Genomic DNA, 14,274 nt, shown 5'->3' on the forward strand with positions numbered 1-14,274 from the left:
TCATATCGTAGTCCATCTTATATTTTTTATCTTAGCATATTTCTAACGCGTAAAAGCAGCAGGGACGCCGCCGTCTACCGTAATCATGCAGCCCGTTGTTTTTTCGGCTTTGGAAGAAGCGAAGAATGCAATGGCTTCGGCAATATCCTCCGGGTAAATATTGACGAGCAATGCTGTACGTTTCCGGTAATGTTCCTCCAACTGATCTGGTTCAATCCCGTACGCCGCGGCTCGTTCCTCCCGCCAGCTTGAACCCCAGATTGCCGATCCTTGAAGAACTGCATCAGGCAAAACGGAGTTGACCCTAATGCCGAATTCTCCACCTTCTGCTGCGATGCATCTTGCTAAATGGGTTTCAAGCGCCTTAACAGAGCTGTAGGCAGAGGCGTTTTTGCCCGCATAAACCGAATTTTTCGATCCGACAAATACCATGCTTCCGCCTCTATTTTGCTGTTTCATCTGTTTAAACGCTTCACGGGCTACAAGGAAATAGCCTGTTCCTAAAACATTCATATTAAGATTCCATTCTTTTAGACTTGTTTCGTCAAATGGGCTTGATGTGGCCAGCCCGGCATTATTGACGACGATATCAATGCCGCCGTAAGCAAGCGCCGCTCGTTCAAAAGCTGACTGTACGTCTTCCTCCTTTGTCACATCCATTTTGACAACAATTGCCCGTCCTTCTCCGTATGCATCGTTTATTTCCCCGGCAATTTTCTGTGCACCTTCTATATTCAGATCAGCTACGATCACGTGCCCTCCCTCAGCTGCAAATCGGCGGCATGCTGCACTGCCGATTCCGCCGGCTCCTCCAGTTATCAACGCGACTTTTCGGGAAAATTCTGCTTCCGGCGGGGCCAGCGTGAGTTTATATAGTTCGAGCGGCCAATATTCGACATGGTAGGATTCATTTTCATGTAAAGAAACAAATTGCCCCAGAGCGGTTGCTCCTTTCATCACGGCGATGGCCCTCCGATATAAAGCCCCGCTTACTTTAGACATGGCATAACTTTTTCCTGTATTCACCATTCCAATTCCAGGAATCAATATCACCCGCGGGGCGGATTCAAAGATTTGATCCCCATCCTGCTGATTGCGTGTAAAGTAAGCCTGATACTCTGATGTAAAGGTCTCGACTCCTGACTTGATCAGATCCGCAAGCTTGTGCACATCTTGAGTTTCCGGATTCCAATCAATGTACAGCGGAACCCGTTTTGTGTGAACAAGGTGATCCGGGCATGCCGCACCGATTTGCGAAAGTGCTGGCGCTTGGACACTGTTTACAAATTCCAAGACGTCGTCATGATCATCATAGGAAAGGATCATTTTCTTTTCTTCACTTACTGCTCCTCTGATCACAGGCATGATGCCTGCCAAGATTTGTTTTCTTTTATCCTCCGGCAGCGGCTGATACCTTTTGCCTCCGAATACCTCATGCTGATTGATACGATCGTTAATATACTGCTCGGCTTCTTGAATGATGGATATCGTTTTTTGATAACATGTTTCAGACGTCTCTCCCCAAGTGACTAAGCCGTGTTTCTCCATTAATACAAGCTCGGCGTGGGGATTGTTTGCTACGCCTTCAGCGATCATTTTAGACAAAGTAAATCCAGGACGGACGTATGGCACCCATACAAACCGGTTTCCATAAATGTCTTCAGCGATTTGTTTTCCATTATCTGCACAGCATATGCTGATAATCGCATCTGGATGGGTATGATCAACATGTTTGTATGGCAGAAAAGCGTGTAATAGCGTTTCAATTGAAGGGCGGGGATGTTTGCTGTCTATCATACAATGAGACAGGTAATCTACCATTTCTTCATCTGGCATTTGGTCCCTTTTAATCAGCGGGCGGATATCATCTAATTTCAAACCGGTAAAGTTATGCGCTTTCATTGTTGCCAAATCCGAACCGCTTCCTTTTACCCACATGACTTCTATTTCACGGCCTCTAAAATCCTTTTCCGTTGTTTTCATAGATGTATTCCCCCCGCCCCAGTTGCAGACAGTGCGGTCTGACCCGATCAGATTGGACCTGTACACCAATTCCTCTACACCTTTAGGCAGCTGTGCAGCTCGCTCTGAATCCCATATATGTTTCACCATATTTGATATTCCTCCATCCCCTTTTATTTGTATCCGTTTTCATTATATATGATTTCCGTTTGTTTTTGAATTGTTTTTGTTTATTTTTGTTTTTAACAAAAAAGAAAGCAGCAGATATGCCGCTTTCTTTTTTCATTAAGATTCAATTTTAAATTTCTTCGTAATGTCCTGAAGTTCTTCCGCCATGTTTGCCAACGTTTCCGCTGAAGAGCTGATTTCTTCCATAGACGCAAGCTGTTCTTCAGCCGAAGCTGCGATATCCTGAATGCCTGCTGAGCTTTCTTTCGCCACTGCAGAAATATCTTCAACAGCACTTGACACTTCCTGTGATCCGGCTGACAGTTGTTCAACCGTCGCGTTCAAGTTTTGCAATTCGCCGGAAATTTGGGTTGTCATCTCATAGATTTGTTTAAAGCTTTCCGCTGTTTGATCCGTAATCTGCAAGCCTTCTTTCACTTCATGATTCACGGATTGGAACATCGAAAGTGAGGTGCTGATTTCCCGGACAATCTCTTGAATTAATCCTTCAATTTCCTTGGCGGAGTCTGCTGATTGTACAGCAAGTTTTCTAACCTCTTCCGCAACTACTGAGAAACCTCTTCCGTATTCTCCCGCTCTTGCCGCCTCAATCGCAGCATTTAATGCTAGCAGGTTGGTTTGATCAGCAATGCCATTAATCACATTCAAGATGCTTGTGATGTCTTGCGATTTTGTTTCAAGGCCCTTCACAACCGCTTCCGCTTTTTGAACGGATTGGTCAATTGTTTTCATCTGGCCGACTGTATGCTCCACCAGCTTTTCTCCGCTGCCCGCTGCCTCAGAGGACTGAATCGATGATTTCGTAATGGTTGAAGAGGCCTGAGCCACTTTTGAAATCCCCTCGTTCATTTGAGAAAGATGATTTGAGCTTGTTTCCAGTTTCTCGCTTTGTGCCTCGTTGCCATCTGAGAACTGTTCGATGGCAAGTGTAATATGTTCAGTTGCCTTGCTTGTTTGGGCTGCGCTTGCCGTCAGCTCCTCAGAAGATGAAGCAACGTTTTCTACAGACGTTTGAATAACGCCGATTACAGAACGCAATGATGCAGACATTTCATTAAAGCTTTCGCCAAGCTGGCCAAACTCGTTTTTCGAGTGAATGTTAATGACTTCTGTGAGATCTCCGCTGCTGATTTTTGTAGACGTTGAGACAAGTTTTCTTAACGGCTTGGTGATGGCACGGATAATATAGAGTATGAGTATGCCGCCGATTACAATTGACACGCATAGAATGATAACCGCAGTGTTCAGCACCGGGCTTGAAGCATCTTGCAATTCACTGACAAAATATGTGCCCGCGATTTTCCAGCCAGTCAGTTTATTTGTCGTAAAGGCCATTTTCTTTTCTTTGCCTTCGAATGTATATTCAAATGAGCCTTCTTTTTTGGAATATACTTGGTTTGTCCAATCGCCGGAACCGGTTGTCCCTGGCTTAATGGTCGGATGGGCGATATATTTTTTGTTGCCTGTCGTAATAAATGCAAAGCCTTCTTTACCGATTTTGATTCTTTTTGATGCAGTAAGCACTTCATCCAGGTTTAAATCCAGCGCTATAACCCCTGAACCGTCTTTTAATTGTTTTGAAATTGTGACAACGATATCTCCTGTCGCTTCATCGGTATACGGTTCTGAGAAAACAGCTTGTCCTTTTTCCGCAACCGCCTGTTTGTACCAGTCACGTCCTGTCGGATCGAAACCTTTCGGAACACCGCTATCCGGATATTTATAAAGCTTCTTATCTTCTGAAGCAGCATAGATTGCGCCTACATCGTCGTTAAGTGTCGTGTACTGCTTAAATTTCTCTTTCAGTAATGTTTTGTTTTTGCCTAGCAATATGTCTTTATCGACAGTCTCACTATAATAATCTATTGCTTTTACTTTATCTTCTAATTTATTTTGCAGCGTACTGTTTAGTTCTTCAACATTTCCCTTCGCACTGCTTATGAGCTCTCTGTCTAACGCGTTCCAAGCTGATTGATAACTGAAATATGCTAAAACCCCAACCGGCAAAATAAGCACTGCCAGAAACGCAGCGATTAGCGGTTTGCTGATCGATGGCTGTTTGATCCATTGTATGAATTTTCCCATTCTCGTTGACTCCTCCTTTAAGATAAATCTAATATCGTCAAACTAGGATAAAAGGTTTAATAAAAAAACTAAAAAAAACACCCAAGCGCAACAAGCTTGGGTGTTAAGGCTTATTATTCGATTTTGAATCGTTTGGTCATATCGCGAAGCTCTTCCGCCATAGAGGAAAGGGTTTCTGCTGACGAGCTGATTTCTTCCATGGAAGCAAGCTGCTCTTCGGCTGACGCCGCGATATCTTGTATATGCGCTGAGCTTTCTTTTGAAATCGATGCAATGTGCTCGGATGCTCCCGAAACTTCCTCAGAGCTCGCAGAAAGCTGCTGAACCGTCGCACTCATATTTTGCAGTTCGCCGGCGATTTGGTTCGTCATTTCAGAAATGCGTTTGAAGCTCATTTCTGTTTTATCTGTGATGTCAAGACCTGTCTGCACCTCTTGATTGACAGATTGGAACATGCCGAGAGATGTATTAATTTCCTTCACAATTTCGATGATTAATCCTTCAATCTCTTTTGCTGAATCTGCTGACTGTACTGCCAGTTTTCTTACTTCTTCCGCTACAACCGAGAAGCCGCGGCCGTACTCGCCTGCGCGCGCTGCCTCAATTGCTGCGTTTAAGGCAAGCAGGTTCGTCTGGTCTGCGATGCCGTTGATCACACGCAAAATGTTTGTAATATCTTTCGATTTCGTTTCCAATCCGCGTACGACTTGCTCCGCTTCTTTAACGGACTTGTCAATGACATTCATTTGGCCGACGGTTTGATGAACAAGCTTACCGCCTTCACTTGCAATTTCTGTCGATTGAACAGATGAATCAGTGATCACTTCAGAAGCTTGAGCCATATTCGTCAATCCGTCATTCATTTGATAAATGTGCTCTGCTGCCGTTTCAATGTTTTCGTTTTGTTTTTCATTGCCGTTAGAAAATTGTTCAATCGCCAATGTAATGTGCTCTGTTGCCTTGCTCGTTTGCGCAGCTGATGCAGTGAGCTCCTCAGAGGAAGCGGCAACATTATCTACCGAATCCTGGATGGCGTGTATGAGAGAACGAAGTGACGACGCCATATTGTTAAAGCTTTTGCCGAGCTCGCCCAATTCATCTTTTGAACGGATATCAATGGTTTCCGTCAAATCTCCCTCGCTGATCCGCTTAGAGGAACCGACAAGCTGTTTCAGCGGTGTTGTAATCGACCGAATGATCAAAGTCATGACGATAATCCCTATGATAATAGCTGCGGCCAAGACAATTAAAGCAAGGTGAAGGACAGGCTGGGCTGCTTCATGGATTTCATCCAAATACATGGTGCCGCCGATCTTCCATCCCGTCAACTTGTTTGTGTCAAAGGCCATTTTTTTCTTATCGCCATCCATGGTGTATTGAAAATCGCCTTTATCAGCACTCAGCATCTTATCTAGCCAGTCGCCTTTTAATTCTGTTCCTGATTTTTCATTCGGGTGAGCGACAACTTTTTTGTCCTTCGTCATGATAAATGCGTAGCCTTGTGTGCCGATGTTGACTTTTTTGGTTGTTTTCAGCAGATTTTCAATCGTCATGTTGATTGCGATAACGCCTGAACCATCTTTTGTCTGCTGGGCGATTGTCACAACCATCGTATTTGTCGACGCGGTTTTATAAGGGTCTGTGATCACAACTTTCCCTTTATTTGCAACCGCTTTTTTGTACCAGTCGCGTTCAACCGGATTATAGCCGCTTGGCATCGGAAGATCCGGATAGCGGGTAAAGTGTCCTTTTGTGTCGCTTGTATAAATGGATTCTACATCCTTGTTAAGGCTGATATATTGTGAGAATTTCTCTGCAATGCTTGCATTGCTTTTTGCATTGTATTTCTCTTTTGTCAGCCATTCGCTGAAATAATCAGCACTGTTTTCTTTTTCGCTGATGCTGGTGTTAATGATTTCGTTTAATTGCTGTACATTTTCCAATGCGCTCCCCATCATCTGTCTGTCGAGTGAGCTGCTAGCCGATTGATACGCAAAGATCGCCAATATGACAACCGGTATGATAAGGATCGACAGAAAGGAAACGAGAAGCTTCCGTGTAATTGATCTTTGTTTTATGAGTTGGAGTATTTTTTTCATCATTCATTTCTCCTTTTTTATGCTACCCTTCATATCGGCTGGAAATGGGTAAATATATACAGCAAAAAAGAAGAAATTTAACAAAAGTAACTAATTTCCCATAAATAAATAGTATTTTAGACCTATTATTTATCTACTTTAAATTGTTTTGTCAGATCACGGAGTTCTTCAGACATTCTTTCAAGCGTCAGTGCAGATGAACTAATCTCCTCCATGGATGCCAGCTGTTCCTCAGCTGAAGCGGCGATATCTTGGATGCCATCCGAGCTTTCCTTAGAAATGGCTGTGATATCATTTGAAGCTGCGGAAATTTCTTGAGCTCCCGCTGACAGCTCCTCAACCGTCGCATTCATGTTTTGCAGCTCGGAAGCAATTTGATTGGTCATTTGCGATATATGTTTGAAGCTCTGTTTAGTTTCATCCGTCATGACAAGCCCTGTTTCAACTTCTTTGTTTACGGACTGAAGCACGTTCAGTGATGTGTGAATTTCTTTTACTATTTCACTGATCAGCGATTCAATTTCTTTTGCCGAGTCAGCCGACTGTACCGCGAGCTTTCTCACTTCCTCAGCGACGACTGAGAAGCCCCGTCCGTATTCACCCGCTCGGGCCGCTTCAATGGCGGCATTTAAAGCCAATAGATTGGTTTGATCCGCAATGCCGTTGATGACACGCAAAATATTTGTGATATCCTTTGATTTGATCTCCAGCCCTTTCACCACATGTTCCGCTGCTTTAACGGAATGGTCAATTGTGTTCATTTGGCCTGCTGTTTTCTGGACGAGTGTCTCCCCTTTACTTGACACTTCTGTTGAATCTGCGGATGTTTCTGTAATCACTGCTGCAGCCCGCGCCAGCTCTGCCAATCCGTCATTCATTTCATTAATTTGTTCGGTTGTCGTTTCTATTTTCTCGCTTTGGCTTTCACTGCCGTTTGAAAATTGCTCAATAGCCATCGTAATGTGCTCAGTGGCTCGGCTTGTCTGGTCTGCCGATGCAGTCAGCTCTTCAGACGATGAGGCAACGTGTTCTACTGAGTCTTTGATCCCGTGAATGAGCGTGCGAAGCGAGTGTGCCATATGATTGAAGCTCTCGCTCAGAACACCGAGTTCATCTTTTGAATTGATTTCAATCGTTTCGGTTAGATCGCCTTCACTAATTTTTTCAGCGGATGCGACAATGCGTCTCAATGGCTTTGTGATGGATCGAATCACAAAATAAATCGCCGTCATTCCAGCTGCGATGGCAATCGCCAGAACGATTGAAGCCATGATCAGAACCTTGCTTGCAGCATCGTGAATCTCGTTTGCATACATCGTGCCGCTGATTTTCCAGCCTGTTGTTTCGCTTGTTGCAAATGCCATTTTTTTCTTTTTGCCTTTGTACGTATATTCAAAGTCCCCGCTCTTATCCTTGTAGAGCTTATCAACCCAGTCCCCTTTTAGCTCTGTTCCCGCTTTTTCTCCGGAGTAGGCGATGACTTTCTTGTTTTGGTTCAAGATAAAAGCATAGCCTTCTTTTCCGATATGGATTCCTTTCGCAGTAGTGACTAAGTCATCAATTTTCATATCAATGGCGACAACGCCTGATCCATCCACCGTTTGACGGGCGATGGTGACGACCATTTTTCCTGATGAAATCGATTCATAAGGCTCAGTGACAATTGTTTTGCCTTTATTGGCCATTGCTTCTTTGTACCAATCTCGATCCAAAGCATTAAAGTCACTTGGCATGTCAGCGTACGGATAACGGGTGAATTCCCCGTCTTTGCTGCTGGAAAATACCGCAGCGACATTATCATTCATTTGGATAAATTGTTTAAATTCCTGTTTCAGCTCTGTTTTCTTTTTATCCTGAAATTTTTCTGCTGTAGCCCAATCGCTGAAATACGCGAGGCTTTTTTCAGTCGTGCTGATTTTATCATCAATGATGTGATCTAATATCTGAACATTTTCCTTTGCGCTTTGCGTCATCTGTACATCAAGTGAGGCAACTGCTGATTGATAAGCGCTAACCGAAAGGGCGGTTATCGGAACAATTAAGATCAGCAGGAAAGAAATAATAAGTCTCCTTGCAATTGATGATCTGCGAATAGTGGTGAGTGTTTTTTTCATTTCCTTTTGAACCTTCTTTCAATAATTTACAAATTATATCGGCGGATCTTCCTTTAAATTACATTGAAAATGGAGGAAAAAATGAAAAATAGTTCTAAATTCACCTGTTAAACTAGGACTTTATTATTGTTTACCATATAAAAAAACAGCGCTTTGATGCGCTGTTTTTCGGCTTTTACTCGATTTTAAATTGTTTCGTCAGATCACGAAGCTCTTCTGCCATCTGCGCAAGAGTGGTCGCTGAGGAACTGATTTCTTCCATGGAAGCAAGCTGTTCTTCAGCTGATGCGGCAATGTCCTGGATGCTTGCCGAGCTTTCTTTCGACACGTCTGCAATGCCGCTGACTGCTGCTGAAACATGCTGTGAACGGTCTGACAGCTGCTCGACGGTGGAATTCATCGTCTGCAGCTTGCCCGCGATTTCGTTTGTCATGCTGAAAATGCTCTGGAAGCTTTCTTTTGTATTGTCTGTGACAACAAGTCCGGACTGTACTTCCTGATTGACCTCTTTAAACATGTGAAGAGAGGTTTCGATTTCTGCGACGATTTCTTGGATCAGCTTTTCGATTTCTTTTGCTGAATCGGCTGATTGGACAGCCAGCTTGCGCACTTCCTCCGCTACAACAGAGAAGCCGCGTCCTGACTCTCCGGCACGCGCCGCTTCAATGGCTGCGTTTAGTGCAAGCAGATTTGTTTGGTCAGCGATTCCGTTGATGACTCTCAAAATGCTTGTGATGTCTTTTGATTTTCCTTCTAAGCCTTTGACAACAGCTTCAGCCTGCTGAACAGATTGATTAATCGAGTTCATTTGTCCGACTGTCTGCTGCACAAACTTCTCACCCGTTCCGGCAATTTCCGTTGATTGGATAGATGCCTTTGTAATATCTGACGATGTTTGTGAGACTTGCTGGAGTCCTTCATTCATTAAGTTCAGCTGATGAGAGCTGGATTCAACCTTTTCGCTTTGCTCCTCGTTTCCGTTTGAGAACTGCTCAATCGCCATCGTAATATGCTCGGTGGCTTTACTCGTCTGCCCGGCAGATGCGGTAAGCTGTTCGGAAGATGCGGCCACATTGTTCACCGAGTCCTGAATAGCGCTGATCAGAGAGCGAAGAGATTGTCCCATTTCATTGAAGCTTTCCCCAAGCTCCCCAAGCTCATCCTTTGAATGGATTTCGATCGTTTCGGTCAGATCCCCCCTGCTGATCGTTTTCGATGATTGGACAAGACGTTTTAACGGTTTTGTAATCGAACGAACGATAAACAGAATTAAAATTCCGCCTGCCACAATCGAAGCAATCAGCACGATCATTCCTGTTGTCAGCACAGACTTTGAGGCATCCTTAATTTCATCCATATACATTGTGCCGGCTATTTTCCAACCAGTCAGTTCGTTTGTAGTATAGGTCATCTTTTTATCTTCGTTATTAAGAGTATACTGGAGTTCACCGCTGTCATTCGCATACATTTTGGCTACCCAGTCGCCTGAAAGCTTTTCTCCAGCCTTATGGTTCTTGTGGGCGACATATGTTTTGTTTTTTGTTGCAATGAAAGCATAACCTTCTTTTCCGACCTTGATTTGTTTCATTTGTTCTAACAATTTATCAATGGTAATATCCATGGCGACAACGCCAGATCCGTCCTTCAGCTCCTGTGCAATGGTAATGACCATGCTTCCGTCACTCGCAGCCACGTAAGGATCTGTCACGACAATTTCACCGCCGGCCTTCATCGCATCCTGGTACCAAGGACGTTGTCTCGGGTCGTATCCTTCCGGCAATTTTTCTTTTGGCGCTTGTACGTAAGTGCCGTTATCTGCGCCCCCATAAATTCTGGCTACTCCTTGATTAATAGATACATATTGTGAAAATTTAGCTTTGATCTCTTCTTGATTTGATTTCCCTTTGAATGCGGATCTTTTAAGAGATTCACTGAAAAAGGTGACTGCTTTCGCTTTTTCTCCCAGATTATTTGTAACAGTTGTATTAAATGTATCGACACTGTTTTTCGCATTTCCCATAATTTCCTGATCCAGCTTTCCGCTGGCGCTTCGGTAAGAGCTAAATTCTAATATAAGAATAGGGATAATGAGAATCGCAATAAATGAGACGATTAATTTCTTTGAAATAGACGGTTTCTTCAGCCAATTGATAAAAGTCTTCATGTCACTTGCTCCTTCAGGTTTGATACAGTATATATCGGCTGCTTAAAAAAGTTTTAAAATAAAAAATGGAAGAAGTTCTTTTTGGCTGTCTTCTGCCTTTTTAACTTTCATTGCCCAAGCTCTTTGCATATCTTATAAAAAACAAGGGGGGCTAAACATGATTATTGTATCAGGACAATTGCTCCGTCCCCAGGATATTGAAAATTGGCAGATTGATCAAAATCTGAATCCGCTGTTAAAAGAGATGATTGAGACACCTGTTCAGTTTGATTATCATTCAATTGCTGAACTGATGTTTGAGCTTAAACTGCGGATGAATATTGTAGCAGCGGCAAAGACGCTGCACAAAAGCGGGGCGAAGTTTGCCACTTTTTTAAAAACATACGGGAATACAACGTATTGGAGGGTTTCACCGGAGGGCGCCTTGGAGCTGAAATACAGAATGCCGCCTTCAAAAGCGATTCGGGACATTGCTGAGAACGGCCCGTTTTATGCGTTTGAATGCGCAACCGCAATCGTTATCATTTATTACTTGGCCTTAATCGATACAATCGGAGAAGATAAATTCAATGCCAGCTTTGACAGAATTATTTTATATGACTGGCATTATGAGAAATTGCCGATATATACGGAAACAGGACACCACTTTTTCCTTGGAGATTGTTTGTATTTTAAGAATCCTGAATTTGATCCGCAAAAGGCGCAATGGAGAGGCGAAAATGTAATTTTACTGGGGGAAGATAAATATTTTGCCCATGGTCTTGGAATCTTAAACGGACAGCAAATTATTGATAAGCTGAATTCTTTTAGGAAAAAAGGAGCCTTACAGTCAGCCTACCTTCTGTCTCAGGCGACCAGACTGGATGTTCCGTCTCTTTTCCGCATCGTCCGCTAAAAAGCCCCATCGCCTATTTTCCGGACGATGGGGTTTCAAATGCCTTTCGTTTTCGATAGAAGGGGGCTGTGCCGAAATATTGGTTCGCAGCCCACTCCATTTTTTCAAGGTCATTTCTTGTCACGATTGGATCCTGGCTGCTCCATTTGATAAAGCGGACAAAATAGTAGCCTTTGATAGGAACCATTGTAACTTTTGAGTGAGGCCAGCCTTCAAATACAAACTCAATTTTCCCTCTTTTTTTATAAGAATATTGAAGAATGTTCATATCTGTCACCTCAGTTTATCAAGTTACGTTCGGCAAAGCTCGGTACGTTTACATCCATTGATTGACTATCCCTCATGCAGGCTTTCCTGAAAACAAAGGATGAGGCGCGTGTCTCTTTCCCGCGCTTTTTATTTTGCATATGGATTAGCTTTTCGAGCATGTCGTGACTGAGATAGCCGAATGCCAAGCGCGCCTTCATTCGATAAAGCGGCAGCCGAGGCGGGGGTGACAAGCCCTCCGGCTATCGGCGCTTGTTCAGCGATCATGCTTTTGTCACTATTATCCCATCATTTTGATATAGCATGTCCGGGTGCGAGGGCCGTCAAATTCGCAGAAATAAATGCCCTGCCACGTTCCAAGAATGAGCCGGCCGTTTTCCACAATGACATGCTGTGAAGCTCCGACCGTACTCGACTTCATGTGTGCAGCTGTATTGCCCTCCATATGGCGGTCCAGCTCATGTTCCCACGGATATACCTCATCAAACCTTCTGAGCATATCTTTTTTGACGTCCGGATCGGCATTTTCATTAATTGTAATACCTGCCGTCGTATGCGGACAGTAAATCAGCGCTGCGCCGCTCGTTATACCTGTTTCTTGAAGAAACGCTTCCACCTCCCGGGTGATATCAATCATTTCATCTCGTTTTGTCGTTTTGATTTGCAGTGTTTTCAGCATTTGTTTCTCCTTTCTTTTGTCCGCTCTATTAATTCGTTCTGTGTTCTTTTTTTCCTGTTAAACCGCTCTCATAAACCTGATACAACAAAAAAAAACTCCAGTCTAAGGCTGGAGATTAGCGCCATAGATATATTCTTGCTTCATACGGCTTTAAGAGTACTGATGTCATATGCTTGTGCGGCTCTGTTTCAATATTTGACAAGACGAGTGCATCTGATGACAATGGCAATCCAGAGTGCTTGAACAACGCCGGTGTTCCTGTCAGATTGGCCGCAATCAGTGCAGTATGGCTCTCGTTTTTCCGAAGATATGCAAAGATTTGCTGATCTTCCGGTAAAATGAGCTCGTATGTCCCGTTAATAAAAACATCATATGTTTGGCGCAGCTTGATCAAGCTTTTGTAAAAATGGTAAACGGATGATTTATCGTTTTTTTGCGCCTCGGCATTCAGCCATTTGTAATTCTCATTGATTCGGATCCACGGTTTGGCCTCAGAAAATCCGGCGTATGGACCAGCATTCCATTGCATAGGCGTTCGCGAATTGTCTCTTCCCTTTTTCCAGACAATCTTCATCACATCCTCGTGTGATGCGCCTTTCGCTGTTTTTGTTTCATACAGGCGTTTCATTGCGACATCATCATAGTCCTCAATAGAGGGAAAAGCCACGTTCGTCATCCCGAGTTCCTGTCCCTGATAAATAAACGGTGTGCCTTTCATGAGAAAATAAACAGCGGAAAGCGCTTTTGCACTTTCTTTCAGGTACACTCCGTCGTCTCCCCACACAGAAACTGAACGGGGCTGGTCGTGATTCTCCATAAACAAAGCATTCCAGCCGATCCCTTCCAGACTGTCCTGCCAGTCAGTTAAAATTCGTTTAAATGCAACGATATCAATACTTTCATTGATCTCTACATCCCACAGGCCGAGATGCTCAAATTGAAAAATCATGCTGAATATGCCGTTTTTTTCTCCAGCCCAATCAGCTGCTTCTTTTGCAGCGACGCCGTTTGCTTCACCAACTGTCATAATCGGATAGCGGGAAAATGTGTTTTCCTTCAGCTCTGTTAACAAATCCATAATACCGTCAGCATTCATATGATAAGGAAAGGAAGGGACATAGTCCAATCCCTTTGGATTCGGCATGTCGGGAAACCCTTCTTTTTTCTTAATATGCGTAATGGCATCCACCCGAAATCCGTCAATTCCTTTATCAAGCCACCAATTGATCATGTCATAAACGGCATTTCTCACCTGTTCATTTTCCCAATTCAAATCAGGCTGTTTTTTATCAAAAAGGTGCAGATAATACTGGCTTGTCTTTTGATCATACTCCCAAGCCGGCCCGCCGAAAATACTTTCCCAATTGTTGGGTGTTTTTCCGTTATTGCCGTCTTTCCAAATATACCAGTCGCGCTTTTCCGAGTGTATGGATGAACGGGATTCTATGAACCATGGATGTTCGTCGCTTGTGTGGTTCACAACGAGATCCATAATCAGCTTCATCCCCAGATCATGAATGTCACCAAGCAGTTCATCAAAATCTTCCATGGTGCCAAACTCGCTTAATATGTTTTGATAATCCCGGATATCATAGCCATTATCAGCATTCGGTGAGTCATACAGCGGGCAAATCCATATGACGTCAGCGCCCAGCTCTTTTATGTAAGAAAGCTTGGATCTGATTCCTTGAATATCCCCAATTCCGTCTCCATTTGAATCTTTAAAACTGCGGGGGTAAATTTGGTAAACAACGGCTTCCTTCCACCAAGCCTTTTTCATACAGCCACTCCTTCCCAGTGTACCGGTCTTATATATCCTA

10 protein-coding genes and 1 pseudogene are annotated in these 14,274 nt (G+C 43.6%); 1 reads left to right on the forward strand and 10 read right to left on the reverse strand.

Annotated features, from left to right (window positions below; genetic code table 11):
• Positions 1–42: 42 nt before the first annotated feature.
• The 5 genes from AC0OMA_RS15780 to mcpB form a co-directional block, all read right to left on the reverse strand.
• Positions 43–2,112, reverse strand: a complete 2,070-nt coding sequence (locus AC0OMA_RS15780) for a bifunctional aldolase/short-chain dehydrogenase (protein WP_474222245.1) — start codon at positions 2,110–2,112, stop codon at positions 43–45.
• Positions 2,113–2,247: 135 nt separating this feature from the next.
• Positions 2,248–4,236 (reverse strand): methyl-accepting chemotaxis protein TlpB, encoded by a 1,989-nt coding sequence (tlpB, locus tag AC0OMA_RS15785; protein WP_474222246.1) that lies wholly within the window; start codon positions 4,234–4,236, stop codon positions 2,248–2,250.
• 113 nt (positions 4,237–4,349) lie between these two features.
• Positions 4,350–6,338 (reverse strand): methyl-accepting chemotaxis protein, encoded by a 1,989-nt coding sequence (gene mcpA, locus AC0OMA_RS15790; protein ID WP_015384482.1) that lies wholly within the window; start codon positions 6,336–6,338, stop codon positions 4,350–4,352.
• Positions 6,339–6,460: 122 nt separating this feature from the next.
• Positions 6,461–8,449, reverse strand: coding sequence for a methyl-accepting chemotaxis protein TlpA (tlpA, locus tag AC0OMA_RS15795; RefSeq protein ID WP_181220080.1), 1,989 nt, complete (start codon positions 8,447–8,449; stop codon positions 6,461–6,463).
• 175 nt (positions 8,450–8,624) lie between these two features.
• Complete coding sequence (gene mcpB / locus AC0OMA_RS15800; protein WP_047183094.1) at positions 8,625–10,613, reverse strand: methyl-accepting chemotaxis protein McpB; 1,989 nt, start codon at positions 10,611–10,613, stop codon at positions 8,625–8,627.
• 157 nt (positions 10,614–10,770) lie between these two features.
• On the opposite strand from mcpB, the gene AC0OMA_RS15805 reads away from it, so the two are divergent.
• Positions 10,771–11,508 (forward strand): protein-glutamine gamma-glutamyltransferase, encoded by a 738-nt coding sequence (locus AC0OMA_RS15805; protein ID WP_015384485.1) that lies wholly within the window; start codon positions 10,771–10,773, stop codon positions 11,506–11,508.
• A gap of 13 nt (positions 11,509–11,521) precedes the next feature.
• Here the strand turns inward: AC0OMA_RS15805 and AC0OMA_RS15810 are convergent, their stop codons facing one another.
• From AC0OMA_RS15810 to AC0OMA_RS15830, 5 genes and pseudogenes are all read right to left on the reverse strand, one after another.
• Complete coding sequence (locus AC0OMA_RS15810) at positions 11,522–11,776, reverse strand: hypothetical protein (protein WP_003244393.1); 255 nt, start codon at positions 11,774–11,776, stop codon at positions 11,522–11,524.
• 128 nt (positions 11,777–11,904) lie between these two features.
• Positions 11,905–12,042: a hypothetical protein gene (locus AC0OMA_RS15815; protein WP_015384487.1), complete on the reverse strand. Its 138-nt coding sequence runs from the start codon at positions 12,040–12,042 to the stop codon at positions 11,905–11,907.
• A 13-nt stretch (positions 12,043–12,055) separates the two neighbouring features.
• Complete coding sequence (locus AC0OMA_RS15820) at positions 12,056–12,454, reverse strand: secondary thiamine-phosphate synthase enzyme YjbQ (protein WP_003243483.1); 399 nt, start codon at positions 12,452–12,454, stop codon at positions 12,056–12,058.
• Positions 12,414–12,542: pseudogene (locus tag AC0OMA_RS15825) on the reverse strand (hypothetical protein). Before AC0OMA_RS15825 ends, AC0OMA_RS15820 begins: the two are co-directional and overlap by 41 nt.
• Positions 12,543–12,569: 27 nt before the next feature.
• Complete coding sequence (locus tag AC0OMA_RS15830) at positions 12,570–14,234, reverse strand: glycoside hydrolase family 13 protein (RefSeq protein WP_474222247.1); 1,665 nt, start codon at positions 14,232–14,234, stop codon at positions 12,570–12,572.
• Positions 14,235–14,274 lie beyond the last annotated feature (40 nt).

This window comes from Bacillus sp. AMCV2, from assembly GCF_056033925.1.